Origin of the sequence: Enterobacter sp. CC120223-11, from assembly GCF_900215375.1 — a bacterium.
In the GTDB taxonomy this organism is placed as follows: domain Bacteria; phylum Pseudomonadota; class Gammaproteobacteria; order Enterobacterales; family Enterobacteriaceae; genus Scandinavium.
In genome coordinates, this window is sequence record NZ_OBEF01000003.1 from 188689 (window position 1) to 203862 (window position 15174).

Sequence of the window (15174 nt, forward strand, 5' to 3'; positions counted from 1 at the left end):
AAGAGAGTAAAAGATGGACTGCCGACCGGACTGTGGCGCGTGTTGTACCGCGCCGTCGATCTCCAGCCCGATTCCGGGAATGCCACACGGCAAGCCCGCCAACACCCCCTGCATTCAGCTTGATGAGCGACAGCGATGCAAAATTTTTGGCTCGCCGCTGCGGCCGAAAGTCTGCGCCGGGCTGAAACCTTCGCGGGAGATGTGCGCCACCAACCGCGAAGAGGCGATGACGTTCCTTATTCATCTGGAAGCCCTGACGGCTCCCTAAACGTCCTTAATCTTCCACAGCCCGACGGTGCTAATGACGCACATCACCAGCGCAATCCAGAATACAGCGTGATAGCTCCAGATTTCTGCCACCACACCCGCCATTGAACCGGCGATAATCCAGCCCACGCGGGTGGTATTGCTGTAAAGCGTCGTGGCTGAACCGGCCTGGCCCGGCATTAAATCCTGGAAATAGAGCATGCCAATCCCGGCGAGAATGCCAATATAGATGGCGTTCAGCAGCTGTAAAGCAAGCAGCAAAGCGGGGGTGTGAACGGTCAGCATCCCGATGTAAAAACAGAGCCCGGCAATGACCGCGATGCGCATCAGGAAGCGTTTCCCGAAGCGTTTGGCGTAGTATCCGGCAATCAGCATTGTCGGGATCTCAAGGCCCGCCGCGGTGCCCATCATCACGCCCGCAAGTTTCTCCGGCAGATGCAGTTCCTCAATAATGAACAGTGGCATATTAATGATGTACAGGCTGTTGGTGCCCCACATCAGCGTGCAAATCCCAAACAGCAGCAGGGCATCACGGCGGTTGGTGCGCGGCGCTTCAATATGCGCGCCTGCCGCCGGGCGCACTTTGCGCATGCTCGGCAGGAACATCCACACGATGAGCGCACAGATGACATAAGCCACTGCGGCGGACAGATACATCGTCGTGAAGCCAAAACCCATCGCCAGCGCATAGGCCACCGGAGGACCAATCACCCAGGCCAGGGACACCTGCGCACGCAGAATGGAGCTGAACATCACCGCTTCACGGCCTGTTTTATCGGCGTGTTCACGTGCGAGGGCAAACATTTGCGGGTTGGAGGTGGAGCCGAAGCTGCTCAGGAAGACGCCGACGAACAGCAAAATGAAGTAGTTGCGATTCCAGGCGAACAGCACGCAGGCCATCACCCCGAGCAGGCAGCAGAAGACAATCAGGCTTTTTCGGTCGCCCTGGCGGTCTGAGCGTCCGGCCAGAAACTGGCTCACCAGGATGCCAATCACCGCACTGCCGGTAAAGAAGAAGCCGACCATCGCCGGGCGGACGTGGACTTCGTTGGTCAGAAACAGGCTCAGCGTCGGCGTTTGTAACGCCCCGGCAATACCCGTCAGAAAGGCAACCAGCAGGAAGGCCGATGAGGTCAGATCAAATCCCCGGCGCGGGGCTTCTACGGTGGTGTTAGACATGTTGGATTATCAAAAAGCAGGGAGACGCGAGAGTTTACGCCGACCGTCAGAAAATAAACAGCGGATGCGTCAACTTATGCACGAAAAATCAAAATGGCATTTCATAATGGGAAGCAAGCCTGCTGAAGCCAACTGAACGAAGCGCTGAAGTACGCATCTGGCTTCAGCAAATGTGGCGAGTATGCTAACGAAATGTGGAGTAGCTCTAACTTCTGCGATCAAAAAATCGACTTTGCTTGCGGATTACACAGCGCTGGCACAGACTCATTGAAACGTTTCAGCGTCATCTTTTTACCTTAAGGGAAACAGGGTGGCGTATTTTTTCTCATGTTGGCTGAAACGATTCAATTCAGCGAGAGAGGAGAACCATGTTCCAGTTATCAGCTCAGGATATTCACCCTGGCCAACAGGCCGGGAATAAAGAAGAGGCGATTCGCCAGGTTGCGTCAGCGCTGGTCAGCGCCGGTAACGTGGCCGACGGGTATGTTGATGGAATGCTTGCCCGCGAGCAGCAAACCTCAACGTTTCTCGGCAATGGCATCGCCATTCCTCACGGTACCACCGACACCCGAGACCAGGTGCTGAAGACCGGCGTTCAGGTCTATCAGTTCCCGCAGGGCGTGGCCTGGGGCGAAGGGCAGACGGCTTATGTCGCTATCGGCATTGCCGCCAGTTCTGATGAACACCTTGGCCTGCTGCGTCAATTGACGCACGTGCTGAGCGATGACAGCGTGGCGGAACAGCTGAAAACCGCGACCACCGCGGAAGAGCTGCGCGCGCTGCTGATGGGCGAAAAACAAAGCGAGGCGCTGAAACTCGATAACGACACCCTGACGCTGGACGTCAATGCAGCAAGCCTGGTGACGTTGCAGGCGCTGAACGCAGCGCGTCTGAAAGAAGCGGGTGCTGTCGACGCCGCATTTGTGGCGCACGTAATTAATGACCAGCCGCTGAACCTGGGGCAGGGCATCTGGCTGAACGACAGTGCTGAAGGCAACCTGAAAAGCGCCGTCGCCGTCAGCCGGGCTGCAACCCCGTTCAGCGTTGACGGACAATCCGCAGCGCTGCTGGTCACCGTGGCTATGGCCGATGAACAGCCGACTGCGGTCCTGAACCGCCTCAGTGCGCTGCTTCTGGATAACAAAGCTGAACGCCTGCTGAACGCCGACGCGGCAACCCTGCTGGCGTTCCTGACCAGCGATGATGCACCGGCGGACGATCTTCTGACCGCAGAATTTGTCGTGCGTAACGAGCACGGACTGCACGCGCGTCCGGGCACCCAGCTTGTGAACACCATTAAACAATTTAACAGTGAGATTACCGTGACCAACCTCGACGGCAGCGGCAAGCCCGCAAATGGACGTAGCCTGATGAAGGTCGTGGCGCTTGGCGTGAAGAAGGGCCATCGCCTGCGCTTTACCGCCCAGGGTGATGATGCTCAGGTGGCGCTGAACGCGATTGGCGAGGCCATCGCCTCCGGTCTTGGGGAGGGCGCGTAATGAGCAGACGTGTTGCCACAATCACCCTCAATCCGGCCTACGATTTAGTAGGGTTTACCCCGGAAGTTGAACGCGGCGAAGTGAACCTGGTGCGCACCACCGGTCTGCATGCGGCGGGTAAGGGCATTAACGTTGCCAAAGTACTGAAAGATCTCGGCATTGACGTGACCGTCGGCGGCTTCCTCGGCAAAGACAACCAGGACGGCTTCCAGCAGTTATTCAGCGAACTCGGCATTGCCAACCGTTTCCAGGTGGTGCAGGGCCGGACCCGTATCAACGTCAAGCTGACGGAAAAAGACGGTGAAGTGACAGACTTTAACTTCTCCGGTTTCGACGTTACCCCGGGCGACTGGGAGCGTTTTGTCAACGATTCCCTGACCTGGCTCGGCCAGTTCGACATGGTCTGCGTGAGCGGCAGCCTGCCTGCGGGCGTGAGCCCTGAAGCGTTCACCGACTGGATGACGCGCCTGCGCAGCCAGTGTCCGTGCATCATTTTCGACAGCAGCCGTGAAGCGCTGGTGGCGGGCCTGAAAGCCGCGCCGTGGCTGGTGAAGCCAAACCGTCGCGAGCTGGAAATCTGGGCGGGCCGCAAACTGCCAGAGATGAAAGACGTGATTGAAGCCGCGCACGCACTGCGTGAGCAGGGCATTGCCCATGTGGTGATTTCACTGGGCGCGGAAGGCGCGCTGTGGGTCAACGCATCCGGCGAATGGATTGCAAAACCGCCGTCCGTTGAGGTGGTGAGCACCGTCGGTGCGGGGGATTCCATGGTTGGCGGCCTGATTTACGGCCTGCTGATGCGTGAATCCAGCGAACACACGTTACGCCTGGCGACCGCGGTCGCAGCACTGGCCGTCAGCCAGAGTAACGTTGGCATTACCGATCGTACCCAGTTGGCCGCGATGATGGCGCGCGTTGACTTACAACCCTTCAATTAACAGCAGGAGAGGCATAATGAAAACGCTGCTGATTATCGATTCCGGGCTCGGACAGGCGCGCGCCTATATGGCGAAAACCCTGCTGGGCGCGGCGGCTCACAAGGCCCATTTAGAGATTATCGACAACCCGAACGACGCTGAACTGGCGATCGTGCTGGGTTCCACGCTGCCTGCTGACAGCGCGCTGAACGGCAAGCAGGTGTACCTCGGCGATGTGAATCGCGCGGTGGCGCATCCTGAGCTGTTCCTGAGCGAAGCGAAAGCGCACGCCACGCCTTATGCAGCACCTGCGTCAATTGCGCCGGTTGCGAAGAGCGGTGCGAAGCGCGTTGTGGCGGTTACCGCATGCCCAACCGGCGTCGCGCACACCTTTATGGCTGCCGAAGCGATTGAAACCGAAGCCAAAAAACGCGGCTGGTGGGTGAAGGTCGAAACACGTGGTTCCGTGGGCGCAGGCAATGCAATCACGCCAGAAGAAGTGGCGGAAGCGGATCTGGTGATTGTGGCGGCGGATATCGAAGTGGATCTGGCGAAGTTTGCCGGCAAGCCGATGTATCGCACTTCTACCGGTCTGGCGCTGAAGAAAACGGCGCAGGAACTGGATAAAGCCGTCGCGGAAGCACAGCCTTACCAGCCTGCGGGTAACACTCAGGCTGCGGCAAGTGAGAGCAAGAAGAAGGGCGGCGCTTACAGCCACCTGCTGACGGGCGTGTCCTACATGCTGCCGATGGTGGTGGCGGGTGGTCTGTGTATCGCACTCTCCTTTGCGTTTGGTATCACCGCATTTAAAGAAGAAGGCACGCTTGCGGCGGCGCTGATGCAGATCGGCGGCGGTTCAGCCTTCGCCCTGATGGTGCCAGTGTTGGCAGGTTTCATTGCCTACTCCATTGCTGACCGTCCGGGCCTGACGCCAGGCCTTATCGGCGGTATGCTGGCGGTAAGTACAGGCTCTGGCTTTATCGGCGGCATCATCGCCGGTTTCCTGGCGGGTTACGTCGCGAAGTTGATCAGCACCAAAGTGAAGCTGCCACCGAGCATGGAGGCGCTGAAACCTATCCTGATCATTCCGCTGCTCTCCAGCCTGATTGTTGGCCTGGCGATGATATACCTGATTGGTAAACCGGTGGCGGGCATTCTGGCGGGCCTGACCCACTGGCTGCAAACCATGGGCACGGCGAACGCGGTGCTGCTGGGCGCAATCCTCGGTGGCATGATGTGTACCGATATGGGTGGGCCGGTGAACAAAGCGGCGTATGCGTTTGGTGTCGGCCTGCTCAGTACGCAAACCTATGCCCCGATGGCGGCAATTATGGCGGCAGGTATGGTGCCACCGTTGGCGCTCGGCCTGGCCACGATTGTCGCTCGTCGTAAGTTCGACAAGGCACAGCAGGAAGGTGGCAAAGCGGCGCTGGTCCTCGGCCTGTGCTTTATCACCGAAGGGGCGATTCCGTTCGCGGCCCGTGACCCAATGCGTGTTCTGCCTTGCTGTATCGTTGGCGGCGCGGTGACCGGGGCTATCTCAATGGCGATTGGCGCCAAGCTGATGGCACCACACGGCGGTCTGTTCGTGCTGCTGATCCCTGGCGCAATCACGCCGGTGCTTGGCTACCTGATGGCGATTATTGCCGGGACGCTGGTGGCAGGTCTCTCTTACGCGGTGCTGAAGCGCCCGGAAGCAGAGGCGGTGGCGAAAGCCGCGTAATTCATCCTGATGTGAAAAGGGCCGACATTGTCGGCCCTTTTTGCATTTATGCCTGATGGCGCTTTGCTTATAAGGCCTACAGGAACGGCTGGTTTTGTAGGCCGGGTAAGGCATAGCCGACACCCGGCAATTCGATGAAAAACGAAGGATAACCCTCCGTTTTTTTATGCTGCAACTTCTGAAGTCTGCTGCGCCTTCAGCCAGGCGATCTCTTCCGCCCAGATATCCGGGTTTACGGTTTCGAGAATCAGCGGAATGCCGTCGAAGCGGCTGTCCTGCATGATCCAGCGGAAGCAGTCGTGGCCGATATTGCCTTCGCCGAGGCTGTGGTGACGGTCGACGCGGCTGCCAAAGGTGCTTTTGGCGTCGTTCAGGTGCATCCCGCGCAGATACTGGAAGCCGACGATGCGTTCAAAATCGGCAAAGGTTTTTTCGCAGGCTTCAGCCGTTCGCAGATCGTAGCCTGCCGCAAAGGCATGACAGGTATCAATGCAGACGCCAACGCGAGACTTGTCTTCCACGCCGTCGATGATTGCCGCGAGATGTTCAAATTCAAAGCCGAGGTTGCTGCCCTGACCGGCGGTGTTTTCAATCACCGCCACCACCCCTTCCGTTTGCGACAGCGTAATGTTGATGGATTCCGCAATGCGCGCCAGGCAATCCTCCACCGGGATCTGCATCAGGTGGCTGCCGGGGTGGAAGTTCAGCAGAGAAAGGCCGAGCTGTTCGCAGCGCTGCATCTCGTCGAGGAAGGCCTCGCGGGATTTCTCCAGTGCGTCCGCCACCGGGTGGCCGAGGTTAATCAGGTAGCTGTCGTGCGGCAGGATTTGCGCGGAGGTGAAGTGGTATTTTTCGCAGGCGGCTTTGAAGTCGTCGATGACGTCGCTGGTCAGCGGGGCCGCGCGCCACTGGCGCTGGTTTTTAGTGAACAGGGCAAAGGCGGTGGCTTCAAGCTCTGCGGCGCGAATGGCGGCATTGGCGACGCCGCCTGAGGCGCTGACGTGTGCTCCGATGTATTTCATAGAAAACTCCTGTTAAACCCGCCGGAGGGGGAAGTGCATAGCAATGGCTAATGATAGCGGGTTAACAGGAGAGTGATACAGCGCTTTATGCCATCAGGGCATGAACCGACACGTTGATCAGGCCTCCGCCGACTATCAGCCAGGCGAACAGCACCAGCGCCATCAGCAGCGGTTTTGCGCCTGCTTTTTTCAACGCGCTGACGTGGGTGGTCAGGCCCAGCGCTGCCATCGCCATGGCCAGCAGAACGGTATCAAGCGTGACCAGCACGTCGACCACGGCTTTCGGCAGCACGTGGAAGCTGTTGAAAATCGCCACCACGATGAACAGGATCGCAAACCACGGAATGGTGATTTTGCTCTTCTCGCCGCTGTTAGCAGGGGAGAGCTGCTTCACGCGCGCCGCCAGAATCAGCAGGAACGGGGCGAGCATCATCACGCGCAGCATTTTAGCGATCACCGCAGCATTTTCGGCATCCGGGCTGACGGCGTGCCCTGCGGCGACAACCTGGGCCACTTCATGCATGGTCGAACCCATATAGATGCCGTAGGTTTCAGGGCTGAACCAGTGCGCCAGTACCGGGTACATCGCCGGGTAGAGGAAAATGGCGATGGTGCCGAAAATTACTACGGTTGCGACCGCGACGGTCACTTTGCTGGATTCCGCTTTCAGGACGGGTTCTGTCGCCAACACCGCCGCCGCGCCGCAGATGCTGCTGCCGGCGCCAATCAGCCAGCTGGTGTGCTTATCAAGGCCGAAGACCTTTTGGCCGAGGAACGACGCCAGCAAAAAGGTGCTGCTGAGCGTCAGCACGTCAATGGCAATGCCGCTGAAGCCGACGTCAGCAATTTGCGAAAACGTCAGGCGGAAGCCATAAAGAATGATACCGAGTCGCAGCAGATGCTGTTTGGCGAACAGCACGCCGCCGTCGCAGCGCTGCCAGATTTTCGGGTAAACCGTGTTGCCGACCACCATGCCGAGCAGGATGGCCATCGTCAGGGCGCTGAAACCCGCGCCCGCAATGGCTGGTATGCTGCCGCTCCACAGTGCCGCGCCGGTGATCAGCGCCGTGAGTGCCAGGCCGGGCGCAAAGTGCCCGAGCGAATGACGATGTGGTTTGAGAGTGAGTGCTGTCATAACCTTCTCCTTTATCTGGGCAAAAGGTTACGTGGTGCTGGCTTAAAAATAAAATTGATTATATCTTTATAATCAATCTGAATAAGTGGTAAGTGAGCGATCAATATGCATATCACCCTACGCCAGCTGGAAGTGTTCGCCGAAGTGCTGAAAAGCGGTTCAACAACCCAGGCTTCCCAGATGCTGGCGCTTTCACAGTCAGCGGTCAGCGCCGCGCTGACCGATCTCGAAGGCCAGCTTGGCGTTCAGCTTTTTGATCGAGTGGGTAAGCGGCTGGTGGTCAACGAACATGGACGCCTGCTTTACCCGCGCGCGCTGGCAACGCTCGAACAGGCCACGGAAATCGAGCAGCTGTTTCGCGAAGACAACGGCGCTATCCGCGTGTTTGCCAGCAGCACCATCGGTAACTATATCCTGCCGGAAGTCATCGCACGTTACCGTCGTGACTTCCCGACTTTGCCGCTGGAACTTAGCGTCGGCAACAGCCAGGACGTGATCAACGCCGTCAGCGATTTTCGTGTGGATATCGGGCTGATTGAAGGGCCGTGCCACGCGGCAGAAATTGTTGCTGAACCCTGGCTGGAGGATGAGTTGGTGGTCTTTGCCGCACCCGGATCGCCGCTGCTGAAAGAAGAGGTGACGCTGGCGAGGCTCGCCGAAGCGCCGTGGATCCTGCGCGAGCACGGCTCGGGCACCCGTGAAATCGTGGATTATTTGCTGCTTTCACATCTGCCAGAGTTTCATCTTGGGATGGAGCTTGGCAACTCGGAAGCCATCAAGCATGCAGTACGACACGGGCTGGGTATCAGCTGCCTGTCGCGACGGGTGATTGCCGAACAGCTCGACAGCGGCACGCTGGTGGAGGTACCTATTCCACTGCCGCACCTGACGCGTAAGCTGTGGCGCATCCATCACCGACAAAAACATCTCTCTAACGCGCTGCAGCGTTTCCTGCGCTACTGCGATATCTGAGGCCCTGGCGAAGCGGCGTAATAAGGGCTTTACTTATAATCTGCGCCGCATCATGAACCTCTCTTATAAGTGCGCATTTCGACCGGAAGGATCCCCTTTCGTCTGCTACAATCGCGCCTCATTTTTTGGAAGGACAGCATTTTCCCATGGTTTCAGAAACTAAAACCACAGAAGCGCCCGCGCTACGCCGCGAACTCAAGGCGCGTCACCTGACGATGATCGCCATTGGCGGCTCCATCGGCACAGGACTATTTGTTGCCTCCGGGGCAACCATTTCGCAGGCGGGCCCGGGCGGCGCACTGCTTTCTTATATTTTGATTGGCCTGATGGTGTACTTCCTGATGACAAGCCTCGGCGAACTGGCAGCATATATGCCGGTGTCGGGCTCGTTTGCCACTTACGGTCAGAACTATGTAGAAGAAGGTTTCGGCTTCGCGCTGGGCTGGAACTACTGGTACAACTGGGCGGTGACCATCGCCGTCGACCTCGTTGCTGCACAGCTGGTGATGAACTACTGGTTCCCGGACACGCCGGGCTGGATCTGGAGTGCACTGTTCCTCGGCATCATGTTCCTGCTGAACTGGATCTCCGTGAAGGGCTTCGGTGAAGCAGAGTACTGGTTCTCGCTGATCAAAGTGACCACCGTCATTATCTTTATCATCGTTGGCATCATGATGATCGTCGGCATCTTCAAAGGTGCGCAGCCGGTGGGTTGGAGCAACTGGACAACCGGCGACGCGCCGTTTGCCGGCGGCTTTGCCGCGATGATTGGCGTGGCGATGATTGTCGGCTTCTCCTTCCAGGGCACTGAGCTTATCGGTATCGCCGCAGGTGAGTCTGAAGATCCGGAGAAGAACATTCCGCGCGCGGTGCGTCAGGTGTTCTGGCGTATCCTGCTGTTCTATGTGTTCGCTATCCTGATTATCAGCCTGATCATTCCTTATACCGATCCGAGCCTGCTGCGTAACGACGTGAAGGATATCTCCGTCAGCCCGTTCACGCTGGTATTCCAGCACGCGGGTCTGCTGTCGGCGGCGGCGGTGATGAATGCCGTTATCCTGACGGCGGTGCTGTCGGCGGGGAACTCCGGGATGTATGCGTCCACGCGTATGCTTTACACCCTGGCCTGCGACGGCAAAGCCCCGCGTATTTTCGCGAAGCTCTCCAAAGGCGGCGTGCCGCGTAACGCGCTGTATGCCACCACGGTGATTGCGGCTCTCTGCTTCCTGACCTCTATGTTTGGTAATCAGACCGTGTATCTGTGGCTGCTGAATACCTCAGGTATGACTGGCTTTATCGCCTGGCTCGGGATTGCCATCAGCCACTACCGTTTCCGTCGTGGCTACGTGTATCAGGGCAATGACATCAACAACCTGCCGTACCGTTCGGGCTTCTTCCCGCTGGGGCCGATCTTCGCCTTCGTTCTGTGCCTGATAATCACCCTCGGCCAGAACTACGAAGCCTTCCTCAAGGACACCATCGACTGGGGCGGCGTGGCAGCGACCTACATCGGCATCCCGCTGTTCCTGATTATCTGGTTCGGCTATAAGCTTGCGAAGGGCACCCATTTCGTAAGCTACAGCGAAATGCACTTCCCGGAACGCTTTAAAAAGTAATCCGCTGAAGCTTGCTGAAAACCCTCCCGTCGCGGAGGGTTTTTTTATGTCTGCGCGATAGCTTCCGGACATAATTGCTCACAATTAAATTGATAATTGTTATCATTCTCTTTATCATCTTCGCAATTTCAGGATGAAGCCACTCTCCCGCATCTTGTCCGAGGACGCCAACGGACCAGGGTGACCAGCCACATCTCATTGATTGATTTTTTTACGCTCGCCGCGATTGGCGGGGGTTTTGTGGTTGTTTCACCTCATGGAGAATGGAAATGTTCAGGTTAAATCCTCTTGTTCGGGGCGGGCTGTGCGCATCCGCCTTCACGCTGGCGCTGCCGGCTATGGGCGCAGGCGATGACGAAACAATGGTGGTGACCGCCGCCGCAACGGAGCAGAGCGTTAAAGATGCCCCGGCGAGCATCAGCGTGATTACCCAGCAGGATCTTCAGCGCCGTCCGGTGCAGAATCTGAAAGACGTCTTACAGGACGTGCCGGGCGTGCAGCTCACCAACGAAGGCGACAACCGCAAAGGCGTCAGCCTGCGTGGGCTGGACAGCAGCTACACGCTGATCCTGGTCGACGGCAAGCGCGTGAACTCCCGCAATGCCGTATTCCGCCACAACGATTTTGACCTCAACTGGATCCCGGTGGATGCCATCGAGCGTATCGAAGTGGTGCGCGGACCGATGTCATCGCTGTACGGATCGGATGCGCTGGGCGGCGTGGTGAACATCATCACCAAAAAAATCGGTCAGAAATGGCACGGTACGCTCACCGCCGATACCACCATTCAGGAACATCGCGATCGCGGCGACACATACAACGGCCAGTTCTTCACCAGCGGCCCGCTGATTGACGGCGTGCTCGGCATGAAGGCCTACGGCAATCTTTCCAAACGTGAGAAAGACGAGCAGCAAAAGTCTGCGACCTCCAGCACGGGCGAATCACCGCGCATTGAGGGCTACACCAGCCGTGACGGCAACGTCGAGTTTGCCTGGACGCCAAACGAAAATCACGACTTCACCGCAGGCTACGGTTTTGATCGCCAGGATCGCGACTCCGACTCGCTCGATAAAAACCGCCTGGAACGACAGAACTACTCTCTCAGCCATAATGGCCGCTGGGACGTGGGCAACAGCGAACTGAAGTTCTATGGCGAAAAAGTGGATAACAAAAACCCGTCGCAGGCGGGCGTGATTACTTCCGAAAGCAACTCCATCGACGGCAAATATGTGCTGCCGCTGAGCCCAATCAACCAGCTGCTGACCGTCGGCGGTGAATGGCGTCACGACAAGCTGAAAGACCCGGTGAATTTGCAGGGCAGCGGCGCTACCTCTGCCAGCCAGTATGCGCTGTTTATTGAAGATGAGTGGCGGATTTTCGAGCCGCTGGCACTCACCACCGGCGTGCGTATGGATGACCACGAAACCTACGGCGACCACTGGAGTCCGCGTGCGTACCTGGTTTACACCGCAACGGACACCATCACCGTCAAAGGCGGCTGGGCCAACGCCTTTAAAGCGCCATCGCTGCTTCAACTGAGCCCGGACTGGACGACCGGTTCCTGCCGTGGCGCCTGCGAAATCGTCGGCAGCCCGGACCTGAAGCCGGAAACCAGCGAAAGCTACGAACTCGGCATTTATTACGCCGGGGAAGAGGGCTGGCTGGAAGGCGTGCAGGGCAGTATCACCGCCTTCCAGAATGATGTGGATGACCGCATCAGCATCAGCCGCACCGCCAATGTGAATCAGGCAAAGGACTACCCGAACTATGTAGGTCTGAACGCCGACGGCGAGCCGATTTTCCGTTACTACAACGTCAACAAGGCGCGTATTCGTGGCCTGGAAACGGAGCTGAAGTTCCCGCTGGCGGAAGACTGGAAAGTGACGCTGAACTACACCTACAACGACGGGCGCGATATCAGCAACGGCGGCGACAAACCGCTGTCCGAACTGCCGTTCCACACCGCTAACGGCGTCGTGGACTGGCAGGCAACGCAGGACTGGTCCTTCTACGTGCAGGCAAACTACTCCGGTGAGAAGCGCACGATTACCAACGGCGGCGCAACGCCGGGCGGGTACGTTATCTGGAACACCGGCGGCGCATGGCAGGCGACGAAAAACGTCAAACTGCGCTCGGGCGTGATGAACCTGACGGACAAAGACCTGAGCCGAGACGACTACAGCTACAACGAAGACGGGCGTCGTTACTTTATGGCGGTGGATTATAAGTTCTGATTCATTTTCCCCTCACCCTAACCCTCTCCCCAAAGGGGAGAGGGGACAGATCGGAGCGGTAGTATCCTCCTGGGGATAAAGGGGACCGACCGAAGCTGTGGTTTTTTCCGCTCGCTGCTCAGGTCTGGTTTTCTCCCTCGCCCCTTTGGGGAGAGGGGACCTATCGGAGCGGTGGGATCCTCCTGGGGATAAAGGGTACCGACCGAAGCTGTGGTTTTCTCCGCTCGCTGCTCAGGTCTGGTTTACTCCCTCGCCCCAAAGGGGAGAGGGGACCGATCGGAGCGGTGGTATCCTCCTGGGGATAAAGGGGACCGACCGAAGCTGTAGTTTCTCCGCTCGCTGCTCAGGTCTGGTTTTCTCCCTCGCCCCTTTGGGGAGAGGGCCGGGGTGAGGGGGATTACATCCAAAACTACTTGAACAACTCCCGCCCGTGAAACCGCAGATGATCTTCGATAAAGGAGGCGATAAACCAGTAGCTGTGGTCGAACCCGGACTGAATTCGCAGCGTCAGCGGCCAGTCGCGCTGACGGGCGGCTTCGGCCAACACTGCAGGCTGTAACTGATCGGCAAGAAACTGGTCCGTATCTCCCTGGTCGATAAGCGTTGGAATGGCGCTGTTCGCGTCGCTTTTCAGCATCAGCGCACAGCTGTCCCATTCGGCCCAATTCGTTTTGTCTTCACCGAGGTAATGGCTGAAGGCTTTTTGGCCCCAGGGCACGCGGGTTGGGTTAACGATAGGGGCGAAAGCTGACACGCTGGCGTATTTGCCGGGATTTTTCAGCGCCAGGATCAGCGCGCCGTGGCCGCCCATTGAATGGCCGGAAATTGCGCAGCGATCCGCCACGTTAAACTGGTTTTTAACAAGCTCGGGCAGTTCGTCACGCAGATAGTCATACATGCGGTAATGCGCAGACCAGGGTGCCTGAGTCGCGTTAAGGTAGAACCCGGCGCCTTTGCCGAGATCGTAGCCGTCGTCATCGGCGACGTCATCGCCACGCGGGCTGGTATCGGGCATCACTAATACGATGCCGAGTTCTGCTGCAATGCGTTGTGCCCCGGCTTTGGTGGCGAAATTTTCGTCGGTGCAGGTCAGGCCAGACAGCCAGTACAGCACTGGCGGCGGCGCTGATTCGCGCAGCGGTGGCAGAAAAATGCTGAACGTCATGGTGCAGTTCAGCGTGGTGGAGTCGTGCCGCCAGCGTTGCTGCCAGCCTTCAAAACAGCGGTGCTCTTCGAGCAGTTCCATGCAAGGCTCCCGGTTGTGTGAGTGAAAAAGGTCTTCTTCATCATACAGATCGTGCGCGTGAATGCGTAACTTTCACTTCCGCATAACGACGACATGCTGCATCATAAACATAACTTTACATTAACATGTGGATTGAACATGGCGCTACGTACCGCGTTGAGCGGCTTTGTCATGCTGGTGGTGGCGATGGGCATAGGGCGTTTTGCTTTTACGCCGCAGGTGCCGCTCATGATCGCCGATGGGCAGCTGACGCTGACCAGCGCCGGGCTGGTGGCGGCGATGAACTATCTTGGCTATCTTCTCGGTGCCTGGGATGCGATGCGAGCCCATCGCGGCGTGGAAGGGCGGCTGTATGCCGGTATCCTCGGCGCCGTAGCGCTGACGTTTCTCTCTGCATGGGCGGATAACGCCTGGCTTCATGGCCTGCTGCGGCTGGTGATTGGTGCCATGAGTGGCTGGGCAATGGTACTGACCGCCGCCTGGACCAATGAGCGTCTGGCCCACGCCGGAAGACCGGGCCTGAGCGCCGCGGTGTTTGCCGGGCCGGGCGCGGGCATAGCTCTGAGCGGACTGCTGGCGGTCTGGATCCATTCCCAGCATTTCTCTGCAGCGGAAGGCTGGCTGCTTTATGGCCTGCTGGCTCTGGTCCTGATTGCGTTTGTTTCCCGCTGGCTGCCGCGGCCTGGCGATTTTCATCGCCCGGGCGGGCAGCCTGAGCCCTTGCGATTAACGCCGAACCTGAAGCGCCTGGTCTGGAGCTACAGCCTGGCGGGTTTCGGCTATATCCTTCCGGCAACGTTTCTGTCGCAAATGGCGGCTGCCCGTTTTCCAGGCAGCCTGTTTGCGCAGTTTTTATGGCCCGTCTTTGGCGCGGCGGCGGTGGTTGGCATTGGGCTGAGCATTGTGCTGCGTGGCGTGGGCCATAGCTATCAGCGGTTGGCAATTGTGCTGTGGCTCCAGGGCGTAGGCGTGCTTGCTGCCTGGCTTCTGCCGGGTATGAGTGGCCTGGTTATTGGGGCGCTGTTGGTTGGCGGCGGTTTTCTTTGTGCCGTTCAGCTATCTTTGCTTTACGGACGCGAACTTGCGCCACAGCACACCCGATATATGGCCGGTTTACTGACCACAGGATATGCTGTCGGACAGCTTGTCGGGCCGATGACTTCCGCACTGTCCACCTGGCTGACGCAGCGTCTTGAACCGGCGCTCGGCGTGGCCGCTATCGCGTTGATTGTTGGTGGGGCGCTGGTCTGGCGGCCCGATCCGAAAGGTTGAGCCAATTTCAATAATTATCGTCGTGAATACTGGATTATGTGCGCAGCCTCACGCACAATGAATGCTCACTTTGCCCTCAGACGCAAAGGTCG

Annotated in this window: 12 protein-coding genes; 8 read left to right on the top strand and 4 right to left on the bottom strand. The window is 58.2% G+C overall.

Annotation, left to right across the window (positions count from 1 at the left end):
* Nucleotides 1–13 precede the first annotated feature (13 nt).
* Nucleotides 14–268 carry a YkgJ family cysteine cluster protein gene (locus CRO87_RS05000; RefSeq protein WP_097161829.1) on the top strand — a complete coding sequence of 85 codons (255 nt, stop codon included), beginning with the start codon at nucleotides 14–16 and terminating at the stop codon, nucleotides 266–268.
* On the opposite strand, the gene setB is transcribed toward CRO87_RS05000, so the two are convergent.
* Nucleotides 265–1446: a sugar efflux transporter SetB gene (gene setB, locus CRO87_RS05005; protein WP_097161830.1), complete on the bottom strand. Its 1182-nt coding sequence runs from the start codon at nucleotides 1444–1446 to the stop codon at nucleotides 265–267. The two genes, CRO87_RS05000 and setB, sit on opposite strands and share 4 nt — an antisense overlap.
* Nucleotides 1447–1814: 368 nt before the next feature.
* Here setB and fruB point away from each other — a divergent pair, with 368 nt between their 5' ends.
* The 3 genes from fruB to fruA are packed head-to-tail and all read left to right on the top strand — an operon-like array spanning nucleotide 1815 to nucleotide 5585.
* Nucleotides 1815–2945, top strand: a complete 1131-nt coding sequence (gene fruB / locus CRO87_RS05010) for a fused PTS fructose transporter subunit IIA/HPr protein (protein WP_097161831.1) — start codon at nucleotides 1815–1817, stop codon at nucleotides 2943–2945.
* A complete protein-coding gene (gene fruK / locus CRO87_RS05015; protein ID WP_097161832.1) occupies nucleotides 2945–3883 on the top strand; it encodes a 1-phosphofructokinase in 939 nt (312 codons plus the stop codon). Before fruB ends, fruK begins: the two co-directional genes overlap by 1 nt.
* Before the next feature lie 16 nt (nucleotides 3884–3899).
* On the top strand, nucleotides 3900–5585 hold the full coding sequence (gene fruA / locus CRO87_RS05020; protein ID WP_097161833.1) for a PTS fructose transporter subunit IIBC: 1686 nt from the start codon (nucleotides 3900–3902) through the stop codon (nucleotides 5583–5585).
* A 164-nt stretch (nucleotides 5586–5749) separates the two neighbouring features.
* Here fruA and nfo read toward each other — a convergent pair whose 3' ends face one another.
* Together nfo and CRO87_RS05030 are read right to left on the bottom strand one after the other, a co-directional pair.
* Entirely contained in the window at nucleotides 5750–6607 is an 858-nt protein-coding gene (nfo, locus tag CRO87_RS05025) for a deoxyribonuclease IV (protein WP_097161834.1), read from the bottom strand.
* Between the two features lie 85 nt (nucleotides 6608–6692).
* Entirely contained in the window at nucleotides 6693–7742 is a 1050-nt protein-coding gene (locus CRO87_RS05030; protein WP_097161835.1) for a YeiH family protein, read from the bottom strand.
* Nucleotides 7743–7847: 105 nt separating this feature from the next.
* Between CRO87_RS05030 and yieE the strand changes: the two genes are divergently transcribed.
* The 3 genes from yieE (at nucleotide 7848) to cirA (ending at nucleotide 12564) form a co-directional block, all read left to right on the top strand.
* A complete protein-coding gene (gene yieE, locus CRO87_RS05035) occupies nucleotides 7848–8714 on the top strand; it encodes a DNA-binding transcriptional regulator YeiE (protein WP_097161836.1) in 867 nt (288 codons plus the stop codon).
* Nucleotides 8715–8860: 146 nt separating this feature from the next.
* Nucleotides 8861–10330, top strand: a complete 1470-nt coding sequence (gene lysP, locus CRO87_RS05040; protein ID WP_097161837.1) for a lysine-specific permease — start codon at nucleotides 8861–8863, stop codon at nucleotides 10328–10330.
* Between the two features lie 269 nt (nucleotides 10331–10599).
* Nucleotides 10600–12564 (top strand): catecholate siderophore receptor CirA, encoded by a 1965-nt coding sequence (cirA, locus tag CRO87_RS05045; protein ID WP_097161838.1) that lies wholly within the window; start codon nucleotides 10600–10602, stop codon nucleotides 12562–12564.
* Nucleotides 12565–12973: 409 nt separating this feature from the next.
* Here cirA and fghA read toward each other — a convergent pair whose 3' ends face one another.
* Nucleotides 12974–13810 carry an S-formylglutathione hydrolase gene (gene fghA, locus CRO87_RS05050; RefSeq protein WP_097161839.1) on the bottom strand — a complete coding sequence of 279 codons (837 nt, stop codon included), beginning with the start codon at nucleotides 13808–13810 and terminating at the stop codon, nucleotides 12974–12976.
* 138 nt (nucleotides 13811–13948) lie between these two features.
* Between fghA and CRO87_RS05055 the strand changes: the two genes are divergently transcribed.
* On the top strand, nucleotides 13949–15082 hold the full coding sequence (locus tag CRO87_RS05055) for a YbfB/YjiJ family MFS transporter (protein WP_097161840.1): 1134 nt from the start codon (nucleotides 13949–13951) through the stop codon (nucleotides 15080–15082).
* Nucleotides 15083–15174: the final 92 nt, after the last annotated feature.

Excerpts from the sequence above, each read along its gene's own strand:
- CRO87_RS05000 (WP_097161829.1), top strand. The coding sequence starts at position 14 with ATGGACTGCCGACCGGACTGTGGCGCGTGTTGTACCGCGCCGTCGATC.
- setB (WP_097161830.1), bottom strand. The coding sequence starts at position 1,446 with ATGTCTAACACCACCGTAGAAGCCCCGCGCCGGGGATTTGATCTGACC.
- fruB (WP_097161831.1), top strand. The coding sequence starts at position 1,815 with ATGTTCCAGTTATCAGCTCAGGATATTCACCCTGGCCAACAGGCCGGG.
- fruK (WP_097161832.1), top strand. The coding sequence starts at position 2,945 with ATGAGCAGACGTGTTGCCACAATCACCCTCAATCCGGCCTACGATTTA.
- fruA (WP_097161833.1), top strand. The coding sequence starts at position 3,900 with ATGAAAACGCTGCTGATTATCGATTCCGGGCTCGGACAGGCGCGCGCC.
- nfo (WP_097161834.1), bottom strand. The coding sequence starts at position 6,607 with ATGAAATACATCGGAGCACACGTCAGCGCCTCAGGCGGCGTCGCCAAT.
- CRO87_RS05030 (WP_097161835.1), bottom strand. The coding sequence starts at position 7,742 with ATGACAGCACTCACTCTCAAACCACATCGTCATTCGCTCGGGCACTTT.
- yieE (WP_097161836.1), top strand. The coding sequence starts at position 7,848 with ATGCATATCACCCTACGCCAGCTGGAAGTGTTCGCCGAAGTGCTGAAA.
- lysP (WP_097161837.1), top strand. The coding sequence starts at position 8,861 with ATGGTTTCAGAAACTAAAACCACAGAAGCGCCCGCGCTACGCCGCGAA.
- cirA (WP_097161838.1), top strand. The coding sequence starts at position 10,600 with ATGTTCAGGTTAAATCCTCTTGTTCGGGGCGGGCTGTGCGCATCCGCC.
- fghA (WP_097161839.1), bottom strand. The coding sequence starts at position 13,810 with ATGGAACTGCTCGAAGAGCACCGCTGTTTTGAAGGCTGGCAGCAACGC.
- CRO87_RS05055 (WP_097161840.1), top strand. The coding sequence starts at position 13,949 with ATGGCGCTACGTACCGCGTTGAGCGGCTTTGTCATGCTGGTGGTGGCG.